General features: G+C 71.6%; 18 protein-coding genes and 1 pseudogene. 11 read left to right on the forward strand and 8 right to left on the reverse strand.

Annotated features, from left to right (window positions below; all coding sequences use genetic code 11):
• Positions 1 to 128: 128 nt before the first annotated feature.
• A complete protein-coding gene (locus AB0A61_RS09310) occupies positions 129 to 437 on the forward strand; it encodes a hypothetical protein (protein WP_361288639.1) in 309 nt (102 codons plus the stop codon).
• Positions 438 to 478: 41 nt separating this feature from the next.
• On the opposite strand, the pseudogene AB0A61_RS09315 reads toward AB0A61_RS09310, so the two are convergent.
• Positions 479 to 1065, reverse strand: a pseudogene (locus AB0A61_RS09315) (hypothetical protein); the annotation flags it as partial.
• A gap of 193 nt (positions 1066 to 1258) precedes the next feature.
• Here AB0A61_RS09315 and AB0A61_RS09320 point away from each other — a divergent pair.
• The 3 genes from AB0A61_RS09320 (at position 1259) to AB0A61_RS09330 (ending at position 2650) form a co-directional block, all read left to right on the forward strand.
• The gene (locus AB0A61_RS09320) at positions 1259 to 1831 is read left to right on the forward strand and encodes a hypothetical protein (protein WP_361289140.1); all 573 of its coding nucleotides are present in this window, start codon (positions 1259 to 1261) and stop codon (positions 1829 to 1831) included.
• A gap of 145 nt (positions 1832 to 1976) precedes the next feature.
• On the forward strand, positions 1977 to 2231 hold the full coding sequence (locus tag AB0A61_RS09325) for a type II toxin-antitoxin system VapB family antitoxin (RefSeq protein WP_361288642.1): 255 nt from the start codon (positions 1977 to 1979) through the stop codon (positions 2229 to 2231).
• Positions 2231 to 2650, forward strand: a complete 420-nt coding sequence (locus tag AB0A61_RS09330; RefSeq protein WP_361288644.1) for a PIN domain nuclease — start codon at positions 2231 to 2233, stop codon at positions 2648 to 2650. The genes AB0A61_RS09325 and AB0A61_RS09330 overlap by 1 nt, the downstream gene beginning before the upstream one ends.
• A 321-nt stretch (positions 2651 to 2971) precedes the next feature.
• On the opposite strand, the gene AB0A61_RS09335 is transcribed toward AB0A61_RS09330, so the two are convergent.
• Positions 2972 to 4465: an MDR family MFS transporter gene (locus AB0A61_RS09335; RefSeq protein WP_361288647.1), complete on the reverse strand. Its 1494-nt coding sequence runs from the start codon at positions 4463 to 4465 to the stop codon at positions 2972 to 2974.
• Positions 4466 to 4687: 222 nt separating this feature from the next.
• On the opposite strand from AB0A61_RS09335, the gene AB0A61_RS09340 reads away from it, so the two are divergent.
• The gene (locus AB0A61_RS09340) at positions 4688 to 5263 is read left to right on the forward strand and encodes a helix-turn-helix domain-containing protein (protein ID WP_361289143.1); all 576 of its coding nucleotides are present in this window, start codon (positions 4688 to 4690) and stop codon (positions 5261 to 5263) included.
• Positions 5264 to 5354: 91 nt separating this feature from the next.
• Here the strand turns inward: AB0A61_RS09340 and AB0A61_RS09345 are convergent, their stop codons facing one another.
• Complete coding sequence (locus AB0A61_RS09345) at positions 5355 to 6404, reverse strand: LacI family DNA-binding transcriptional regulator (RefSeq protein ID WP_361288650.1); 1050 nt, start codon at positions 6402 to 6404, stop codon at positions 5355 to 5357.
• A gap of 448 nt (positions 6405 to 6852) precedes the next feature.
• Between AB0A61_RS09345 and AB0A61_RS09350 the strand changes: the two genes are divergently transcribed.
• From AB0A61_RS09350 to AB0A61_RS09365, 4 genes are all read left to right on the forward strand, one after another.
• Complete coding sequence (locus AB0A61_RS09350) at positions 6853 to 8211, forward strand: extracellular solute-binding protein (RefSeq protein ID WP_361288653.1); 1359 nt, start codon at positions 6853 to 6855, stop codon at positions 8209 to 8211.
• Positions 8212 to 8216: 5 nt separating this feature from the next.
• Positions 8217 to 9242, forward strand: coding sequence for a sugar ABC transporter permease (locus tag AB0A61_RS09355; protein WP_361289146.1), 1026 nt, complete (start codon positions 8217 to 8219; stop codon positions 9240 to 9242).
• A gap of 12 nt (positions 9243 to 9254) precedes the next feature.
• Positions 9255 to 10166 (forward strand): carbohydrate ABC transporter permease, encoded by a 912-nt coding sequence (locus tag AB0A61_RS09360; RefSeq protein ID WP_361288656.1) that lies wholly within the window; start codon positions 9255 to 9257, stop codon positions 10164 to 10166.
• A 66-nt stretch (positions 10167 to 10232) separates the two neighbouring features.
• Positions 10233 to 11669, forward strand: a complete 1437-nt coding sequence (locus AB0A61_RS09365; RefSeq protein ID WP_361288659.1) for a GH1 family beta-glucosidase — start codon at positions 10233 to 10235, stop codon at positions 11667 to 11669.
• Between the two features lie 86 nt (positions 11670 to 11755).
• Here AB0A61_RS09365 and AB0A61_RS09370 read toward each other — a convergent pair whose 3' ends face one another.
• The 3 genes from AB0A61_RS09370 to AB0A61_RS09380 form a co-directional block, all read right to left on the reverse strand.
• Positions 11756 to 13222, reverse strand: a complete 1467-nt coding sequence (locus tag AB0A61_RS09370; RefSeq protein ID WP_361288662.1) for a cellulose binding domain-containing protein — start codon at positions 13220 to 13222, stop codon at positions 11756 to 11758.
• Positions 13223 to 13332: 110 nt separating this feature from the next.
• A complete protein-coding gene (locus AB0A61_RS09375) occupies positions 13333 to 14736 on the reverse strand; it encodes a HAMP domain-containing sensor histidine kinase (protein WP_361288665.1) in 1404 nt (467 codons plus the stop codon).
• Entirely contained in the window at positions 14733 to 15437 is a 705-nt protein-coding gene (locus AB0A61_RS09380) for a response regulator transcription factor (RefSeq protein ID WP_361288668.1), read from the reverse strand. The genes AB0A61_RS09375 and AB0A61_RS09380 overlap by 4 nt, the downstream gene beginning before the upstream one ends.
• Before the next feature lie 108 nt (positions 15438 to 15545).
• Between AB0A61_RS09380 and AB0A61_RS09385 the strand changes: the two genes are divergently transcribed.
• On the forward strand, positions 15546 to 16070 hold the full coding sequence (locus AB0A61_RS09385) for a hypothetical protein (protein WP_361288671.1): 525 nt from the start codon (positions 15546 to 15548) through the stop codon (positions 16068 to 16070).
• Positions 16071 to 16143: 73 nt separating this feature from the next.
• On the opposite strand, the gene AB0A61_RS09390 is transcribed toward AB0A61_RS09385, so the two are convergent.
• Together AB0A61_RS09390 and AB0A61_RS09395 are read right to left on the reverse strand one after the other, a co-directional pair.
• Positions 16144 to 17013, reverse strand: a complete 870-nt coding sequence (locus AB0A61_RS09390; RefSeq protein WP_361288674.1) for a fused MFS/spermidine synthase — start codon at positions 17011 to 17013, stop codon at positions 16144 to 16146.
• Between the two features lie 77 nt (positions 17014 to 17090).
• Positions 17091 to 17543, reverse strand: a complete 453-nt coding sequence (locus AB0A61_RS09395; RefSeq protein WP_361288677.1) for a hypothetical protein — start codon at positions 17541 to 17543, stop codon at positions 17091 to 17093.
• 281 nt (positions 17544 to 17824) lie between these two features.
• Here AB0A61_RS09395 and AB0A61_RS09400 point away from each other — a divergent pair, with 281 nt between their 5' ends.
• Positions 17825 to 19270, forward strand: coding sequence for a hypothetical protein (locus AB0A61_RS09400; protein ID WP_361288680.1), 1446 nt, complete (start codon positions 17825 to 17827; stop codon positions 19268 to 19270).
• Positions 19271 to 19329 lie beyond the last annotated feature (59 nt).

Raw genomic sequence — 19329 nt, forward strand, 5'->3', positions numbered from 1 at the left:
AAACGCAGGTAATGGGCCTGTCTGCCGTTCGGCCACGGCCGAACCACGGCCCATCCGCCCGCGATTCGAGTCGTCCGGGGAAGAGCGACAGCCGTCACGTGGCGGGGATCGACTGGTGACAGAGGCTCGTGGAGCAGACCCGCGACGGGACGCAGCGGACGTGGTGGCTGCCGCGCGCTGTGGTCAGGCTGCTCGACGCGGCCGAGCACACCGAAACGCAGTGGCTGCAAGCCGCGCGGACCCGCCAGGCAAGCGCGGGCGCCACCGAGCCGCCCTCCCACCCTCGGCAGGCCCGGGACGCCGGCGGTCGGCAGACGACGAGCCCCGAGGGCCCCACCGCCTCACTGCGCCCGTACAACAAAGAGCTGGAAGGCCAGCTGTACCCACCGGTCCAGAACTGGGTGACACTCTGTTTCAGTCGCGGCCCCCTTGCATGAGTCGGCCAAGGAGCGTGGCCGCTTGACGCAGCGCCTCCTCGGGGGGGCAGGCGGGTGCCGTGGTCGAAGGCCTGTGTGAAGTCCGCGTCGCCCAGGGTGGTGCGGGCTGCGTGGGTGATGCGGTCGACGTCGGTGCGTTCGGCCGGGGGCAGGGGGGCGCCGACGCTGCGGCGGGCTCCGTCGGCGGCGCCGAGCAGCAGGGCCGCGCAACTGGCGGCCGACTGGGTGCCGTGCAGGGCTGCCGCGCCGGCGAGACCTTCCAGGGACAGCGCGAGGGCGCGCGGTTCGCCGAGTGCGCGTGCCACGTCCAGGCCGCGCTGTCGCCTGCGGCGGTGAACAGCTTCAGCGCCCGGTCATTCAGCTCACCGCTGTCGGCGGCAGCTCCCGCGCTGAACAGGCCGTACGCGCACAGCCACAGCGCTCGCGCGCGGCGCGCCGGGTCGGGGACGGCGTCGCCGTCCGGCGTGCCGGTAGCCGCGTCGTGATCGCCGGTGAGCAGGGCGAAGGCGGCATCCAGCAGGGTCTGTTCGGCGTCGGATTCCGCTGTGGCGGCCGTGGTGGCGTCCAGGACCGCGCGCAGACTGCGGCGTGCCTGGACAAGCCGTCCGCGCAGCAGTCACCAATCGCTCCGCTGGTCGAGCCGAGCGGTCAGCGCGTGCTGCCCGAGCGGCAGGTGCTCTTACCCGCGTCGGCGATACAGGGACTGCACCAGTTCATCAACGCCAGTCCGTGGGACTGGAAGCCGGTGCGCCGCAGACTCGCCCTGCACGCACGTCGCGGCGAGTGCGGCGCCGTATGCCTGGACGGTCGCCGAACTCTTCATCCCGAAGACCGGCAGGCACTCCGTTGGCGTGCACCGCCGCCTGGACACCGTCACCGGACGCGAAGTCAACTGCCAGCGGGCGCTGGGCCTCTATCTGGCGGGCGAGCTCCACTCCTTTGGCGCCGCACTACGACCCCGGTCGACTGGAGCCTGGTGCTCAACGGCCCCTGGGACTGGGACCCGCAGCGCAGGCGCGGAGCCGGATACCGGAGGAAGAGAGGGAGCGCCCGGTCGGCGCCTCTGTCCTCGACCATGCCGCGGACGCGGTCACACTGCCGCATGCGGCCGGGCTGCCCTGGGTCCTCGATCTGACCCGGTGCGACGACGCAGCCGGCGTGCCGGCAGGACTGGCCCGGGAACGGCTGGATGTGGTGTGCGAGGTCGACCCCGGACAGGTCGTGCTCGTCGGACAGCACACGCCGACCGTGAGCACGGCGGGCGCGGTGATGGGGACACGGCACGCGCGGCAGCCGCATGTGATGGTGCGACAGACCCGGGAGGGCGGCGCCAAAGCAGTGCCGATCTACGCTTACGCCGACACGGTCCGACTGCCGCAACTCACGGTGGGTGAACCTCGCTGCGGCGCGCCTTCCCCAGCCCTGCCGCGGTGCCGGGATCGTCCCTCCACGATGAGACCTCCGACCGAAACGACATCTATTTTGGACAATAAAAGGTATCGTTTCACTGGCAGGGCTAACAGCGGAGGGACCATCCACATGGCCAGAACAGTCATCGACCTCGATGAAGACATGGTCACCGAGGCCATGCGCATCTTTGGAGCCAAAACGAAGGCCAAAGCCGTCCGCCTCGCCATGGAAGACGCCGTCAAGAGGCACCTGCGACAAGAGGGCTTCGACGCCATGGAGGCCGGCGAGTTCGACTTCAGTGAGATTGTCGAGAACACCGGCCCCCGCAACGCTGACGGCTCCCTCAAGCACGACGGCGACCGCGACGGAGGCCGGGCCGCCTGATGCAGGACCACTACCTGATCGACAAGTCCGCCCTCGCCCGCTGGACGAAGCCGAGTGTCAAGGAGGTACTCAAGCCCCTTCACGAGCGTTACCTCCTCGCAGTGTGCCAGCCCACCGAGTACGAGATGATCCACTCTGCGCGGGACGGCTCCGAGGCGACCCGGATCAGTACCTGGCTCCATGCCTTCGACTACATCCACGCCGACGACCGCACCTTCGTCCGCGCCCTGGAAGTTCAGCGCCACGCCCTCAACGCAGGCTTCCACCGCGCGCTGTCCCTCCCCGACCTACTGATCGCCGCCACGGCAGAACTGCACCAGCGGACAGTCCTCCACTACGACGGCGACTTCGACATGATCGCTTCTCTGACGGGACAACCCGCCGAATGGGTCGTACCACCCGGCAGCGCCGACCGTTGAGCGGGCCGCCCGTCTACCGGGCGAGGTCGGCGGCCGGAAGCCTCGAGTCACACGTTCCGTAGCGACAACAGCCATGCCAGGTCCGCCGCGGCCTGACTGCGGACCGCCTGTTCACGGGTGAATCCGGATCTCCGTCCGGCACGTGGTGCGCATGGGCACGATCTCAACGCTCATGCGCATCCATCGTCCGACCGGAGCGTTTGGCCATGGCCAAACCGGATGCCGCACAGCGTCATCACCCGTCGCCCGTACGCCCGGATTTGCCCACGTGCACGGCAAAGACGCAGGTCACGATAGTGATACGAACAGGTTCGAGTCCCGTCACTCACCCTGAGTGGTCAGTCGGCGACTCTGTACGACAGAGTCACCGGCTGCTTCCTTTTCCGGCGCGGCCGGCCTGCCGCGCAGCGGCACCTCCCTGATCGAGACCGCCGCGAGGAAGCCCACCGCGCACAGGGCGGCAGCCGCCAGGAAGACGTGCCGGGTACCGGTGGCCACCTCGTGGAGGTACGCCTGCCCCACGGCCCCCGGGCGGACGGCCCGGGTGAACAGGCTGCCGAAGACCGCCACCCCGAGCGACCCACCGAGCGTGCGGAACAGGTTGGTCGCCGCCGAGGCCGCACCCATGTCCCGCAGTCCGACGCTGTTCTGGGCGATGGTGGCGGCCATCTGCATCGTCAGGCCCAGCCCCAGTCCGGCCACCGCCATCCAGCAGCCGGTCAGGGCGCGCGAGGTGCCCGTGTCCATCGTGGACAGCAGCAGCATGCCCACGGCCAGCAGCACGGTACCGGCGACCGGGAAGACCTTGTAGCGGCCGGTGCGGGACATGATCTTCCCGGCGACGTTCGAGGCGATGACGACGGGGATCATCAGCGGCAGCAGCAACAGACCGGAGCCGGCCGCCGACGCGCCCTGCACCGTCTGCTGGAACAGCGGCAGGTAGAGCGCCGACCCGAACATCACCACGCCTGCGGTCAGCAACAGCACCGTGGCGAGCGGGAAGTTGCGGTGACCCGTGAAGATCCGCGGCGGCAGCAGCGGTTCGGCGCCGCGCCGCTCGACCGCCACGAAGGCGGCCGTGGTGACGACGGCCACCGCGGCGAGCGCGAGGATCTGCCAGGACGTCCAGGCGTACGTCGTACCCGCCCAGGTGGCCGCGAGGACGACCGCGCTGATCCCGGCGGTCAGCAGGACGGCGCCCGCCCAGTCGATCCGGGCCCTCACCCGCTGCTCGGGCAGCCGCAGCATCGACTGGACCCAGACGAGGGCGACCACCCCCAGCGGCAGGTTGACGTAGAAGGCCCAGCGCCAGCCGAGGTGGCCGGTGACGAACCCGCCGACGAGCGGTCCCCCGATGACGCCGGCCGCCATCACGGTGGCCGTCATGCCCTGGTAGCGGCCGCGCTCCCGCGGTGACACCAGGGTGCCGATCAGGGCGAACGCCCCGGCGGCCAGCCCGCCGGCGCCCAGACCCTGCAGGGCGCGGAACTCGATCAGCTGGACCATCGAGTGCGCGGCGCCGGCGAGCAGCGAGCCGATCAGGAACACCACGATCGACGCCAGGAAGAGGCGCTTGCGGCCGTACAGGTCACCGAGCTTGCCCCAGAGGGGAGTTGAGACGGCGGTGGCCAGTGTGTACGCGGTGACGACCCAGGAGATGTGCTCCAGGCCGCCCAGGTCACGGACGATCGTCGGCATCGCCGTACCGACGATGTTGTTGTCGAGCATTCCCAGCAGCATGGCGAGCATGACGCCAAGCAGGGTCCAGCGGACGTTCACGGGCGGTTTCGAGGTATCCGAGGCGGGCGTGGGCATGACGGGTCACCCCTTTCCAGGAGGACGTGGAAGGAAGTACGGAGCTGCGGCCGGGGCTGCGCCTCACCGGCCGCCGACCCAAGAAAAGCACACCGACCCAATAAGTGCAACGACTCAACTTTTTGGGTTAGACAACTCGGTCGGGGTAGGCTGCCCAACATGACCGAGACGACGACCGGAGCGACGACCGGACCGGCGCCCGGACCGGCGCCCGGACCGGCGATGGGCCGCCGCGAGCGCAAGAAGGCCGCCACCCGGCAGGCACTGGCCGACGCGGCACTGCGCCTGTTCCTCGAACACGGCTACGACCAGGTGAGCATCAAGGACGTCGCCGAGGCCGCGGACGTGTCCACCACGACCCTGTTCAAGCACTTCCCGAGCAAGGAGGCGCTGGTCTTCGACCTGGACGCCGACCAGGAGGCCGCTCTGGTCGCCGCGGTCCGCGACCGGGCGCCCGGCACCTCCGTCCCCGAGGCGCTGCGGGAACACGTACTGCGCTCGCGTCTGTTCGCGCCCGAGTACAGCGAGGAGATCGCCACCTTCCGTGAACTCATCCGCGGCACACCAGCGCTGACCGACTACCACCGGCGCATGTGGATGCGACACGAACGCGCGCTGGCCGAGGCCGTCGCCACCGAGCTCGGCGCCCCCGCGGACGACCCGGCCTGCGCCGCCCTCGCCCACTTCGCCCTGGAGGCCCGCACCCTCAGCAGCACCTCCCCCGATCCCCGCAGGGCGGTCCACGCCGCCTTCGACCTGCTGGAACGCGGCTGGAACGCCGTGCACCCCCAGGGCTGAGGACCACGACCGCCGGCCGCCACGACAGCCCGCGGCCGTGGTCGGCGACCGCGGCCGCTGCCGCCGCCAACGGCTGCCCGGACCCGGCCCGCTACGACGACGTACGCGCCACCAGCTCGGTGGGCAGCACCATGTGCCGCCGCTCCGGGCCGCGTGCGGCCGCCGGGCGGCGGTCGGCGATCTCGGCCTGGAGGAGGTCGATCATCGCCCGGCCCATCTCCTCGATCGGCTGGCGGACGCTGGTGAGCGGCGGGTCCATGTGGCGGGCGATGGCCGAGTCGTCGTAGCCGACCAGGGCCACGTCGTCGGGGATGCGGCGGCCCGCCTCGCGCAGCACCTGGCGGGCACCGGCCGCCGTCACGTCCGAGGCCGCGAAGACCGCGTCCAGGCCGGGGCGGCGCTCCAGCAGCCGTGCCATCGCGCGGCGGCCTCCCTCCTCGGTGAAGTCGCCCGGTTCGACGAGGAGTTCGTCCACTTCGTGACCGGCGTCGCGCAGGGCGTCCCGGTAGCCGTCGACGCGGCACTGGGCGCCGTAGACGTCCAGGCGCCCGGTGATGTGGGCGATCGTACGGCGGCCGCGCGCCAGCAGGTGCTCCACGGCCGAGCGGGCTCCGCCGTAGTTGTCCGAGTCCACCGAGGGCAGTGCCTCCCCCGCCGACCGCGGGCCGCTGACCACCGCCGGGATCTCCAGCTGGGCGAGGAGGTCGGGCAGCGGGTCGTCGGCGTGCACCGACACCAGCAGCACGCCGTCGACCCGGTGCGCCGCCAGGTACTGGGCGAGCCGCTGCCGCTCCCGGTCGCTGCCCGCGAAGATCAGCAGCAGCTGCATCTCCGTCTCCGACAGCTCGGCGCCCACACCCCGCAGCATGTCGGAGAAGTACGGCTCGGCGAAGAAGCGGGTCTCCGGCTCGGGCACGACCAGGGCGATCGCGTCCGTCCGGTTGGCGGCCAGGGCACGGGCCGCCGTGTTGGGCACATAGCCGAGTTCGGCGACCGCCGCCTCGACGGCGGCCCGGGTGGCGTCGCTGACCCGGGGCGAGCCGTTGATCACCCGCGAGACGGTGCCGCGGCCGACGCCGGCACGCGCGGCGACCTCTTCGAGGGTCGGCCGACCGCCGCCCCGCGCTCCGCGGCTTGCCATGAGCTCCGCCCTTCGCCGTGAATCCCGCTCGGCCTGGAATTTAACAGTCCCGTCGGCCGGGACGACCGTCCCCGGAACGACCGTCCCGAGACCGCCGTCCCAGGCCCCCGCTCCGGCCCGGAGCGGTCCGGACGGCCTCGCCCTCGATCACCGAACGGCCTCGCCTTCGATCGCCGGGCCGGCCGGACGATGCGGCCGCGGCCCTCCAGGGCACCGCCTTTTCAGTTCCCCTTAACAGGCAGACAACTGAACGCAGTTCGCCCCTCCCACTCCCTTGACACCCTTGCCCGAAGCCGCGACCCTTCAACACATCATCGGTGGGAGCGCTCCCACACTACCTGACACATACACTTCCCGCACGTTCCCCGCCCGAGCCGCCGCGAGAACATACGGGCCCAACCATGCAGTTGGCCGGGGGGTCGGCACGTCAGGGCAACAGGAGGACGCAATGCGAGCACGTACCCTCCCTCACTCTCGACTCGGCTCGAGCCGGGGGACCCCCATCTCCCGCAGGGCGGCGGCCCTGGCGGCGGTCGCGGCGTTGGGCACCGGACTGCTGGCCGGCTGCGCCAAGGACAGTGGCGACAAGTCCGGCTCGTCCGACGGCGGTGGCGGCGGCAGGACCACGATCACGCTGGGACTCTTCGGCACCCAGGGCTTCAAGGAGGCCGGCCTCTACGCCGAGTACGAAAAGCTCCACCCCGGCATCAGGATCCAGGAGAACGTCACCGAGCGGAACGAGAACTACTACCCGGCGCTGGTCAACCACCTCACCACCAACAGCGGTCTGATGGACGTCCAGGCCGTCGAGGTCGGCAACATCGCCGAGGTGGTCGGCACCCAGGCGAGCAAGCTGGAGGACTTCTCCAAGGTTCCGGGAGTGAACAGGAGCAACTGGCTGGACTGGAAGTGGCAGCAGGCCACCGCCAAGGACGGCCGGACGGTCGGGCTCGGCACCGACATCGGCCCGATGGCGATCTGCTACCGCAAGGACCTCTTCCAACAGGCCGGTCTGCCCACCGACCGCGAGGCGGTCGGCAAGCTGTGGGCGGGCGACTGGAACAAGCTCGTCACGGCCGGTGAGACGTACAAGAAGAAGGCACCCGGCGGCACGTACTTCATGGACTCCCCCGGTGGTCTGCTCAACGCGGTCCTCAGCAGTGAGAAGGACAAGTTCTACGACTCCTCCGGCAAGGTCGTCTACAAGACCAACCCGGCCGTCAGGAACGCCTTCGACCTGACCGCCAAGGCCGCCCAGGAGGGCGTGGTCGGCGCCCAGACCCAGTTCCAGCCGGCCTGGGACCAGACGATCGCCAACAGCAGGTTCGCCGCGGTCGCCTGCCCGCCGTGGATGCTCGGCTACCTCAAGGGCAAGTCGAAGCCGCAGGCCGCCGGAAAGTGGGACGTGGCCCCGGCGCCCAAGGCGGGCAACTGGGGCGGCACCTTCCTGGCCGTCCCCAGGAACGGCAGGCATGTGAAGGAGGCGGAGGCGTTCGTCGCCTGGCTGACCGCCCCGGCCCAGCAGGCGAGGCTGTTCAGCGTCCAGGGCAGCTTCCCGAGCGCGCCGGGCGCCTACAGCCTCCCCCTGGTCACCGGCGCCAAGAACGCGATGACCGGTGACGCGCCGATCGGCACGATCTTCGCCGAGGCCGCCAAGTCCATTCCGACCCAGGTGATCGGGCCGAAGGACGGGATCATCCAGCAGGGTCTGACGGACAACGGCGTCATCCTCGTGACGCAGGGCAAGTCGGCCGCCGAGGCCTGGCGGACGGCCACCAGGACCATCGACAACAACCTGGAGAAGTGACCGGTATGGCCACCCGGCACGAGACCGCCGCGCCCCCCGCGAAGGAGGGGGGCGCGGCCCCGGCCCACCCGCGCGCCGACGCCGTCTCCGCCGAGGCGGAGCAGCGGCGCCGGGCCCGGCTGTCCCGCCGCTGGCAGCGGGACGTGCGCTGGAGCCCGTACGCGTTCGTCTCGCCGTTCTTCCTGCTGTTCGTCGCGTTCGGCCTGTTCCCGCTGATCTACACCGCCTGGGCGTCACTGCACACGGTGGAGCTCACGGCGCCCACCGACATGCAGTGGGCGGGGCTGCGCAACTACACCAGGCTCTTCGACGACGACTTCTTCTGGAACGCGGCGAAGAACACCCTGACCATCGGCGTCATCTCCACGGTTCCGCAGCTGCTGATGGCGATGGGCCTCGCGCACATCCTGAACTACAGGCTGCGGGCGTCGACCTTCTACCGGGTCGTGATGCTCGCGCCGTACGCGACCTCGATCGCCGCCGCCTCGCTGGTCTTCGTGCTGCTCTTCGGGCGCGACTACGGAATGATCAACTGGGCGCTGCACCTCGTCGGCGTCGACAAGATCGACTGGCAGGGCGACAAGTGGCCCTCGCAGATCGCGGTGTCGTCGATCATCATCTGGCGCTGGACCGGCTACAACACGCTGATCTATCTCGCGGCGATGCAGGCCATCGGGCAGGACCTGTACGAGTCGGCGGCGCTGGACGGCGCCAACCGCCGGCAGCAGTTCTTCCACGTCACGCTGCCCCAGCTGCGGCCGACGATCCTGTTCACCGCCGTGGTGTCGACGATCGGCGCCAGCCAGGTCTTCGGCGAGCCGCTGCTGTTCGACGCCAACAAGGGCGCCTCGGGCGGCGCCGAGCACCAGTTCCAGACACTGGGCCTGTACCTGTACGAGCAGGGCTGGGTCAACCAGCACCTCGGGCGGGCCTCGGCGATCGCCTGGATGATGTTCCTGATCCTCATCGTGATCGGCATCGTCAACCACGTCATCTCGCGCCGGCTGCGCGCCGGCGGTTCCAGTGGTTAAGGAGTACCGGCCGTGACGACGACCCTGACGAAGCCCGGGACGCCGGATGCCGAGCCGCGCCGGATGCGCCGGATGCGCCGGCCCAAGGCCGCCCGCGCGGGCGGGCAGCTGCACGCCGGCCCGATCGCGTACGTGATCCTGACCCTGTTCGCCATCGGGTCGCTGTTCCCACTGGTGTGGACGGCGATCGCCGCCTCCCGTGACAACAACCGCCTGGCGCAGACGCCGCCGCCCTTCTGGTTCGGCTCGAACCTGACGCACAACCTCTCGGTCGCCTGGTCGGACGCCAATCTGGGCAAGGCGTTCCTCAACACCACGATCGTGGCCGGGGTTTCGGCCGCGACGATCGTGTTGTTGTCGACGATCGCCGGCTTCGCCTTCGCCAAGCTGCGGTTCAGGGGCCGGGGCGCCCTGATGCTGATCGTGATCGGCACGATGATGGTGCCTCCGCAGCTGAGCATCATCCCGCTGTACATGATGGTGGCCAAGCTGGACTGGACCGACCAGCTGCAGGCGGTGATCCTGCCGTCGCTGGTCAGCGCGTTCGGCGTGTTCTTCATGCGGCAGTACCTGGTCCAGGCGCTGCCGGACGAGATCATCGAGGCGGCCCGGGTGGACGGGGCCGGCAGCTGGCGCGTGGTGTGGCACGTGGTGTTCCCGGCGGCGCGGCCCGCGATGGCCGTCCTCGGGATGCTGATGTTCGTGCAGACCTGGAACGACTTCCTGTGGCCGTTCCTGGTGCTGACCCAGACCGGCAACCCGACCGTGCAGGTGGCCGTGGCGGGACTGGGCCGCGGCTACACGCCCGACCAGTCCCTGATCATGGCGGGCGCGCTGCTCGGCACGCTGCCGCTGCTGCTGGTCTTCGCGGTCTTCGGCAAGCAGATAGTGGGCGGCATCATGCAGGGCGCGGTCAAGGGCTGACGCGCCCGCTCTCTTCTCTCCCCTCCAACCTGTCGGTCTTTCACGACCCCCTATGGGAGCGCTTCCATGTCTGAGTCCGCACAGCCGGTGACCCCGGTGACCTTTCCTCCTGCCTTCCTCTGGGGCGCCGCGACATCGGCGTACCAGATCGAGGGCGCGGTGCGGGAGGACGGCCGTACGCCCTCGATCTGGGACACCTTCAGCCATACGCCGGGCAGGACGGCCGGCGGCGAGACCGGTGACATCGCTGTCGACCACTACCACCGCTACCGCGAGGACGTGGCCCTGATGGCGGAGCTGGGTCTGGGCGCCTACCGCTTCTCGGTGTCCTGGCCGCGGGTGCAGCCCACCGGCCGGGGCCCCGCCGTACAGGTGGGCCTGGACTTCTACCGCCGCCTGGTCGACGAACTGCTGGCGCACGGCATCAAGCCGGCGATCACGCTCTACCACTGGGACCTGCCGCAGGAGCGGGAGGACGCGGGCGGCTGGCCGGAGCGGGACACGGCGTTCCGCTTCGCCGAGTACGCGCAGATCGTGGGCGAGGCGCTCGGCGACCGGGTGGAACAGTGGATCACGCTCAACGAGCCGTGGTGCAGTGCCTTCCTGGGTTACGGCTCCGGGGTGCACGCCCCCGGCCGGACGGACCCGCTCGCCGCGCTGCGCGCGGCCCATCACCTGAACCTGGCGCACGGCCTCGGGACCTCGGCGCTGCGCTCGGTGCTGCCGCCCCGCAACACGGTCGCCGTGAGCCTCAACTCCTCGGTGGTCAGGCCGCTCTCGCCGGACCCGGCGGACGTGGCCGCGGCCCGGAGGATCGACGATCTGGCCAACGGCGTCTTCCACGGCCCGTTGCTGCACGGGGCCTACCCGGCCACGCTGCTGGAGGCGACCTCGTCGATCACCGACTGGTCCCACGTCCTCGACGGCGATCTGCGGACCATCGGCCGGTCGTTGGACGCGCTCGGCCTCAACTACTACACACCGGCGCTGGTGTCGGCGGCGGACTCGGCGCGGCGGGGCCCGCGCGCCGACGGCCACGGCGCGAGCGCGTACTCGCCCTGGCCCGGCGCGGACGACGTGGCGTTCCACCGGCCGCCGGGCGACCGCACGGAGATGGGCTGGACGATCGACCCGACCGGCCTGCACGAGCTGATCATGCGGTACACGCGGGAGGCGCCGGGGCTGCCGCTGTACATCACCGAGAACGGTGCGGCCTACGACGACAAGGTGGACGCCGACGGCCGCGTGCACGACCCGGAGCGCATCGCCTACCTGCACCGTCACCTGTCGGCGGTGCGCCGGGCCATCACGGAAGGTGCCGATGTGCGCGGGTACTACCTGTGGTCCCTGATGGACAACTTCGAGTGGGCCTATGGTTACGGCAAGCGGTTCGGCGCGGTGTACGTCGACTACGCCACGCTCGCCCGGACGCCGAAGTCCAGCGCCCACTGGTACGGCCGGGTGGCCCGGACCGGTGAACTCCCCGCGGCGGACGCCGTCTGACAGGCGGTGCGGGCCGTACGCGTGTGCGCGCCCCGGCCGGATGGGGGGTGGGCCGGCCGGGACGCGATCCCCGTGTTCGGTGAGGGTCAGTTGAAGGCGCCGAGCGCCTTCGAGAAGGCGAACTTGTCCTGGGTGACCGAGCTGCAGGTGGCGTCGGCGGTGGGCTTGGTGCCGCCGGCGCACTGCTTGTCACGGGCGGCCGACCACATGGAGAGCCCGCCGAGGCCCTTGGACTTGGCGAAGTTCACCAGCTGCGTGGCGTCGTCCACCGTGAAGACCTCGGAGGAGACGTCGTTGACCCCGATCATCGGGGTGACGGCGACCGTCTTCCAGGCGGCGCTGTCGGACAGGCCGAGGACGCTCTTGATCTGAGCCTGGGTGGCGGTGGCGGCCTGCTCGGCGAGGGTCCCCATGTCACCACTGAACGAGGGGCCGTAGTCCATCGCCATGATGTTGACGGCGGAGATCTTCACGCCGTTGGACTTGGCGTCCGCCACCAGGTTGACGCCGTCCTGGGTCAGGCCCTGGGGCAGGACGGGGAGGGTGAAGGAGACGTCCAGGCCGGGGTGCTGCTGCTGGAGCTTGGCGATGGCCTGCGCGCGGCGCGTGTTGGCGGCCGCGTTGGGCAGCGCGCCGCCCTCGACGTCGAAGTCGACCTTGGTGAGCTTGAACTGGTCCACCGCCTTGCCGTAGGCCGCGGCCAGCGCGTCCGCCGAGGAGCAGGTGGTGGCCAGTTCGGATCCGGAGGCGCCGCCGAAGGAGACGCGCACATCGCCGCCCTTGGCGCGCAGCGCGCCGATCTGGGCGGCCACCCCGTCGCTCGCCAGGTCGGTCACCCCGCCCCACTTCGGGGTGCAGCCGCCGCCGTCGGTGACGAAGGCGAGGTTGTAGTTCTTCACACCGGTGGCGTCGGCGCTCGCGAGCAGGTCGAAGGCCGGGAACAGCGAGGTGTCGACGTACGGCGCGAAGCCGGCGTTCGCCTTCGTGCCGGTGCCGGTGCTCTGGGAGGGGGACGCGGTGGGCGTCGGGGTGGCGGTCGGGGTGGGCGTGGCGGACTTGGTGGGGGTGGGTGCGGGGGTGGCGGGCGCGGTGCTGGCGGGGCGGCCGCTCGGCTCCGGGGTGGCGCCGCCGTCCGTCGAACACGTCCCGTTGTCGATACGACAACCGGTCGGATCGCCACTGCCGTTGACGACGAAGCCGACGGTGACCGACTTGCCGGGGGCGAGGCCCTCGGTGTCCCACTTGGCCGGCTTCACCGTGACGTGCTGCCCGCTGACGGTCGACTCCGCGTTCCACAGGGAGCTCAGCCTGGCACCCGCGGGCAGGTCGAACTCCAGCGTCCAGCTCTTCTCCTGCTGGCCGCTGTTGTTGGTGACCACGTACTGCGCGGTGTAGCCGGTGGACCAGTCGCTGGTCCTGGTGTAGGCGGCACCGACGCCGGCCGCCTGCGCGATGCCGGTGAACAGGAGCGCGCCGCCACCGACCACGGCCGCGGCGACGAGGCCGCCTATCGCCTTGTTCCTGCCACTGACCTTGCGCCGGTGCGTGCTCATCGCGTGCCTGCCTTCGCTGTTCCGAGGGGGTGGGGTGCGGCAGCACGCTAGCGGCCCGGAATCGGGCAAAAGGCTTGATCCGGGCGGACGTTGGGGATCTTAGGGTGCGCTTAAGGAAGGGATCGGGGACGGTTAAAGGTAGATACCAATTTGCCCTGCCGACGGCGGCGCACGGCCCCGCGGTGCCCCGTGCGCACCGGCTTGCGCCCGTCCAGCTGGATCCAGATCCGCACCTCCGTGCCGCCGAGCACCGACGAGCCGATGCGGACGTCACCGCCCGTGGACTCCGCGAGACGGCGCACGATGTCCAGGCCGAGTCCTGTGGAGCCGTCGGTGCCGGAGCCCCGGCCGCGCGCCATGGCCGCCTCCGGGTCCGCTATGCCGGGGCCGGCGTCGGAGACGAGCACGATCACCGCGTCCTCCCCGTTGTGCACGTCGACCGCGAACGCCGTGCCCTCGGCGGTGTGCCGGAACACGTTGCCCAGCAGGGCGTCCAGCGCGGCGGCCAGGTCGGCGCGGGCCACCGGTATGCGCACCGGCCGTTCGACGCCGGCCACCCGCCACTTGCGGCCCTCGTCCTCGGCGAGCGCCGACCAGAACTCCATGCGCTGCCGCACCACCTCGGCCGCGTCGCATCCGGCGCCCGGCCCGGCGGCCGCCGTCTGCGGCTTCGCCTCGCGGGCCGTACGGATGATCTTGTCGACCTCGCGCTCCAGCTGGGCGACCGCCGCCCGGGTCTGGTCGGCGGCCGGTCCCTCGCCGAGCGAGGCGGCGTTCAGCCGCAGCACGGTCAGCGGTGTACGCAGCCGGTGGGACAGGTCTGCCGCCAGCTCCCGCTCGTTGGCCAGGAGTTGGACGACCTGGTCGGCCATGGAGTTGAACGCGACCGCCGCGAGGCGCAGTTCGGTCGGCCCTTCCTCCCGCACCCGCGCCCCCAGCCTGCCCTCACCCAGGTCGTGCGCGCCCTTCACCAGCCGCTGCGCCGGCTGCACCATGCGCACGCCCAGCCGGTCGGCGACGGCCACCGAGCCGACCACCAGTGCGGCGCCCACGGCGGCGAGCACCGCCCAGGCCGTGCCCACGCCGTTGCTGACCTCGGTCTCGGGGACGTACACCTCCACGACGGCGATCGCACCGGAGCTCAGCGCGACGGGCTGCAGGAGCGTGGAGCCGCCGGGCACCTCGGTGGTGGAGGCGCGTCCCATCCTCCGCACGGCCGCGATGTCCGCGTCGGCCGCTCGCCGGCGGCCGATGTCGACGGCGGCCTTGCCGTCGATGGCCGGTATGTGCACGGCCATTCCGGTGTCCGCGCCCGCCGAGGCGACGACCCGCTCCAGCTGGTCACGCTGGGTGGTGATGGACAGGGCGGGGGCGACCGCGGCGGCCTGGCGCTCGGCGTTGGAGAAGGCCCGGTCCCTGGCCATCTCCTTGATGACCAGCCCCAGTGGGACCGCGAAGGCGACCACGACCATGGTGGTGACCGCGAGGCAGACCTTGACCAGTGCCCATCTCATCGCGGCGGCTCCGCTCCGGGCGGCTCCAGCTTCACGCCGACGCCCCGCAGGGTGTGCAGATAACGGGGCCGGGCGGCCGTCTCGCCCAACTTCCGCCGCAGCCAGGACAGATGGACGTCGATGGTCTGGTCGTCGCCGTACGACTGCTGCCACACCTCGGCCAGCAGCTCCTTGCGCGGTACGACGACGCCGGGCCGGCCGGCCAGGAAGGCGAGCAGGTCGAACTCGCGGCGCGTCAGGTCGAGGCGGACGCCGTCCAACTCGGCCTGGCGCCGCAGCGGGTCGACGGTCAGGCCGCCGACCCGGATGACGGTGGACGGCGGGGCCTCCCCGACCGCGGCGCGGGCCCGGCGCAGCACGGCGGCGATCCGCGCGGACAGGTGCTCCACCGAGAACGGCTTCGTCAGGTAGTCGTCCGCCCCGGCGTTGAGCAGCCGGACGACCTCCGCCTCGTCGTCCCGCGCGGTGGCGATGATCACCGGGACGTCCGTGATGCCGCGCAGCATCTTCAGGGCCTCGGAGCCGTCCAGGTCGGGCAGTCCGAGGTCCAGGATGACCACGTCGAAGCGGATATGGGCGACCTCGCGCAGCGCTTCCAGCGCCGTACCGACACTGCGCACGGTGTGCGCGGCGTCGGTCAGATGCCGGATGAGCGCCGAGCGTACGAACTGGTCGTCCTCGACCACGAGCACACTTGCCATGCGCCGCACCGTACGCCATGCGGGCGAGCCCGGTGCGCGCCTGTGGACAACTCCTCCCCCGCTCCGTTCGGGCGACACCAGTGGGGCGCGTGAGGCACTATGGCCGAGATGCACAGAGGACTCGTTCACGTACTTGCGTGGTCGCTCGCCACCGGCGCGGCGGTCACGCTGTCGTGGTGGGGCGTGCACACGGTGATGGCGGGCACGGCCTACGACCCGCCCCGCGCGCTGCCCATCACGGCGGCCGGCGCGGCAGCGCGGGAGGCGGCGCCGCAGGCCTCCTCGACCCAGCGGCCGGGACCGTCGCGGAGCCCGTCGGCGAGCACGAGCCAGTCCCCCCGCACGCCGGCTGCCGGTCCCTCGAAGCGGACCACCGCGGCGAGCGGCCCCGGCCCTTCGCCCGGTGCCTCCGGCCAGGTGAAGAGCTACGACACGGCGGGCGGCCGGGCCGTCTTCGACCTCGGGACCGCCTCCGCGTCGCTGGTGTCGGCGACGCCGGGCACGGGCTGGTCGATGCAGGTGTGGAAGACGGAGACCTGGATCCGTGTGGAGTTCACCTCCGGCGCGGACCGGGTGTCGGTGATCTGCACATGGCACGACGGGCCGCCGCATGTGGAAGTGGGCAACTACTGAGACGGGCGCCCCCGTTGACTCCATCGCTCCCATTACCCCATTACTCCTGTTGCCCATTGCCCGTGTTGTCGGGTCAGCGGAAGACGGAGGGCGGTGGTGTCGGTGAGGCGACGGCGGCCGCGTCCGTCACCGGGACGGCGCCGCCGGAGAAGTCGGTGAGCGCCCTGCCGTGCTCGACCCGGGCCGGGTGCGGGTCGGAGGCGGCCCGGCGGGTCAGTTCGGCGACCGGGAGCGGCAGGTCGGACGCGACGAGCACCGCGTTGCCGAACCGCCTGCCGCGCAGCACGGCCGGATCCGCGACCAGCGCGAGGTGGGGAAAGCGGGCCGCGGCGGTGGCGATCTGGCCGCGCAGATGGGCGAGCGGTGGCCCGTCGGCGAGATTGGCGGCGAACAAACCGCCCGGCCTCAGGGCCCGGCGGACCTCGTCGAGGAACTCCGTCGAGGTGAGGTGGGCGGGGGTGCGGGCCCCGCTGAAGACGTCCGCGACGATCAGATCGGCCCAGCCGTCCGGCACCTTGGCGAGCCCTTCCCGGGCGTCCGCCGCACGCACCCGGATCCGGGCGTTCGGATCCAGCGGCAGTTCCCGGCGCACCAGTTGCACGAGCTGCGCGTCCCGCTCGACGACCTGCTGGGTGGACCGGGGGCGGGTGGCGGCGACGTACCGCGCCAGCGTGAGTGCCCCGCCGCCCAGGTGCACCGCGTGGATCGGCTTTCCGGCAGGGGCGGCGAGGTCGATGACGTGCCCGAGACGCCGCTGGTACTCGAAGGAGAGGTACGCCGGGTCGTCGAGGTCGACGTGCGACTGCGGAGCCCCGTCGATCAACAGCGTCCACCCCCGCGCCCGATCCCGATCGGGTATGAGCTGAGCCAGCCCGCCGTCGACCTGCTCGACGACGGCCTCGGCGGCTCCGCGCCCACGGCGTGGATTCCTCGACCTTCCCATCAATCCATTATCGGTGGCCGGAAAGGGGGCGGCGATCGGCGGCGATCGGCGCCCCACGCCTCGGCCGTCGGCACAGATCAGCGGCAGCTGTCGGCCGCCTCGATCATCCGCGCGGCCTCGCCCAACGCCCGCCGGAGCACCGCGGGGTCCGTCGCGAGGTCCGCCTCCCCGGGGGGCACCAGCCAGTCCGACCCCTCCACCGGCGGCTCCGGGGCCAGCCGCAGCCCCCGCCCGTCGGTCTCCATGCACGTGCTCCCCGGCACGTCCCACCCCGCGGCCGTCCCCGCCGGGACCACGAACCCCAGCGTGTCGCCCCCGTCGTCGTGCAGTACGGGTCCCACCGCCTCGCCCGCACCCCGGCGCAGGATGTCGACCGCCTCCAGCCCCTGCCGCGCCGGCACCGTGACCAGGTCGCACGCGGAGTCCGGCGCCGAGGCCCCGCCGCACCCCGGGGCCGTCACCTGCCCCACCGCCGCAGCCGCCGTACAGGGATCGGCACTCTGGTTGCTCTCCATCCCGGCCTCCACCACGGAACCCTCCTCGTAACGAGCGGGTCGGGAGTCGGGCGGCTCCCGGTCCACAGGACTCAACGCGCCGACGCGTCAACGGCTACGGCGGAAGTCAGCCGCAAAGGATGGCAGTTCATGGCAGATCACGCATGAGATATCCGGTTTGTAGCCAAACACAGCGTGGCGGACCGGACACAGCAGGTACGTTCTTGCTCGCCGGAAACAGGGCATCACTTGGACGACACGGACAACTCACCCTGAAACCCGGCATGGTTCGACGGTTCGCACGAGAGGGCCCGGCCATGGCGTCGTCAATGGTGACCTCGTCTCAGTTCCCCCAGCCACCACGGCCGAATCTCGCCTTCCGGCGGCTGCGCGGCCGGCGCTCGCCGGCGGAGTTCGCCGCGGCGGTACGGCGGGCCGCGCGCGAGATCGGTGAGCGGGTCAGCTGTGATGCCCGCTACATCGGCCGGGTGGAGGCCGGCGAGATCCGCTGCCCCAACTACGCGTACGAACGGGTGTTCCTGCACATGTTCCCCGGCCGCACGCTCACCGACCTGGGGTTCGCGCCACGCTCGTCCGTTCGCGGACGCGGGGCGCGCGCCACTGTGGACGACGCGCCCCCCGGGTGCACCACGAACCCGGCATGCGCCCCGCATGAAGCGCGGGGGGTGTGCCACTCGTATCCATCGCAGGACCCGTACCACCCGCACGAAGACCACGAGGAGAGCGACGTGCTGCGTCGCGCATTCATGACCCGCGGGGGCGCCACGGTGGCCGCCGCCTCGCTGAGCCCCCTGGGGCTCACCTTCGACGCATCGGCCGCGGACCGTCCCGTCCGCCGGGCCGGAGCGAGCGATGCGGCCGCCCTGGAGGAAGCCGTCCGCAGAATCCGGCTGCTCGACGACCGACACGGCGCGGACGGTCTCTACCGGCGTGCTGCGGAGCCGCTGCGCGCCGCCTACGCGCTGCTCGACGCCGGGGCGACCCGGCAGACCACCGCCGACCGGCTGCACTCGGGCGCCGGTGAACTGGCCATCTCCGTCGGCTGGCTGGCCCACGACTCGGGGCGCTTCGACGACGCCCGCTCCCACTACGCCGAGGCACTGGCCACCGCGCGGATGACCGGGGACGCGGCCCTGGAGGCACACGCGTTCTGCAACACGGCGTTCCTCGCCCGGGACACCGGCCGGCCGCGGGAGGCGGTGCGGGCGGCGCAGGCCGCCCAGCGCGTCGGGCGCGAAGTCGGGTCCGCGCGCCTCATGTCGCTGCTGGCGTTGCGCGAGGCGGGCGGCTGGGCCGGGCTCGCCGACCGCACCGGCTGCGAGCAGGCGCTCACCCGGGCCCAGGCGCTGTTCGAGCGCGGGCCCTGCGACGCCGACCCGGAGTGGATGAGCTTCTACGGCGAGGCCGAACTGGAGGGGCTGGAGGCGCAGTGCTGGTCGGCGCTGGGCGACTGGCCGCGGGCCGCCCGGCACGCACGTCGTGCCGCGCATCTGCAGGATCCCCACTTCGCCCGGAACACCGCCCTGTACACGGCCGAGTTGGCGGACGACCTGGCACGCGGCGGACGTCCCGACGAGGCGGCGGTGGCCGGCTTGCGGGTGCTCGACCTGCTGGAGCAGGTGCAGTCCTCCCGCATCCAGACCATGCTGGCGGGAACGGCACGGGTGCTGCTGCCGCACCGGCGGGCGTCGGGGGTGTCGGAGTTCCTGGAAAGGCACGCGAGCCGGCCGCGGATGGCGTGAGGGTGTGAGGCAGTCCGGCAGAACAGCGTGGGCGGCAAAACAGCGTGAGCGGCAGAACA

Origin of the sequence: Streptomyces sp. NPDC046197 (genome assembly GCF_040646295.1) — a bacterium.
GTDB lineage: Bacteria > Actinomycetota > Actinomycetes > Streptomycetales > Streptomycetaceae > Streptomyces.

Bases quoted from the DNA above. Each gene is read 5' to 3' on its own strand.
- AB0A61_RS09325 (WP_361288642.1), top strand. From the start codon at position 1,977: ATGGCCAGAACAGTCATCGACCTCGATGAAGACATGGTCACCGAGGCC.
- AB0A61_RS09330 (WP_361288644.1), top strand. From the start codon at position 2,231: ATGCAGGACCACTACCTGATCGACAAGTCCGCCCTCGCCCGCTGGACG.
- AB0A61_RS09335 (WP_361288647.1), bottom strand. From the start codon at position 4,465: ATGCCCACGCCCGCCTCGGATACCTCGAAACCGCCCGTGAACGTCCGC.
- AB0A61_RS09340 (WP_361289143.1), top strand. From the start codon at position 4,688: ATGGGCCGCCGCGAGCGCAAGAAGGCCGCCACCCGGCAGGCACTGGCC.
- AB0A61_RS09345 (WP_361288650.1), bottom strand. From the start codon at position 6,404: ATGGCAAGCCGCGGAGCGCGGGGCGGCGGTCGGCCGACCCTCGAAGAG.
- AB0A61_RS09350 (WP_361288653.1), top strand. From the start codon at position 6,853: ATGCGAGCACGTACCCTCCCTCACTCTCGACTCGGCTCGAGCCGGGGG.
- AB0A61_RS09355 (WP_361289146.1), top strand. From the start codon at position 8,217: ATGGCCACCCGGCACGAGACCGCCGCGCCCCCCGCGAAGGAGGGGGGC.
- AB0A61_RS09365 (WP_361288659.1), top strand. From the start codon at position 10,233: ATGTCTGAGTCCGCACAGCCGGTGACCCCGGTGACCTTTCCTCCTGCC.
- AB0A61_RS09370 (WP_361288662.1), bottom strand. From the start codon at position 13,222: ATGAGCACGCACCGGCGCAAGGTCAGTGGCAGGAACAAGGCGATAGGC.
- AB0A61_RS09375 (WP_361288665.1), bottom strand. From the start codon at position 14,736: ATGAGATGGGCACTGGTCAAGGTCTGCCTCGCGGTCACCACCATGGTC.
- AB0A61_RS09380 (WP_361288668.1), bottom strand. From the start codon at position 15,437: ATGGCAAGTGTGCTCGTGGTCGAGGACGACCAGTTCGTACGCTCGGCG.
- AB0A61_RS09385 (WP_361288671.1), top strand. From the start codon at position 15,546: ATGCACAGAGGACTCGTTCACGTACTTGCGTGGTCGCTCGCCACCGGC.
- AB0A61_RS09390 (WP_361288674.1), bottom strand. From the start codon at position 17,013: ATGGGAAGGTCGAGGAATCCACGCCGTGGGCGCGGAGCCGCCGAGGCC.
- AB0A61_RS09400 (WP_361288680.1), top strand. From the start codon at position 17,825: ATGGCGTCGTCAATGGTGACCTCGTCTCAGTTCCCCCAGCCACCACGG.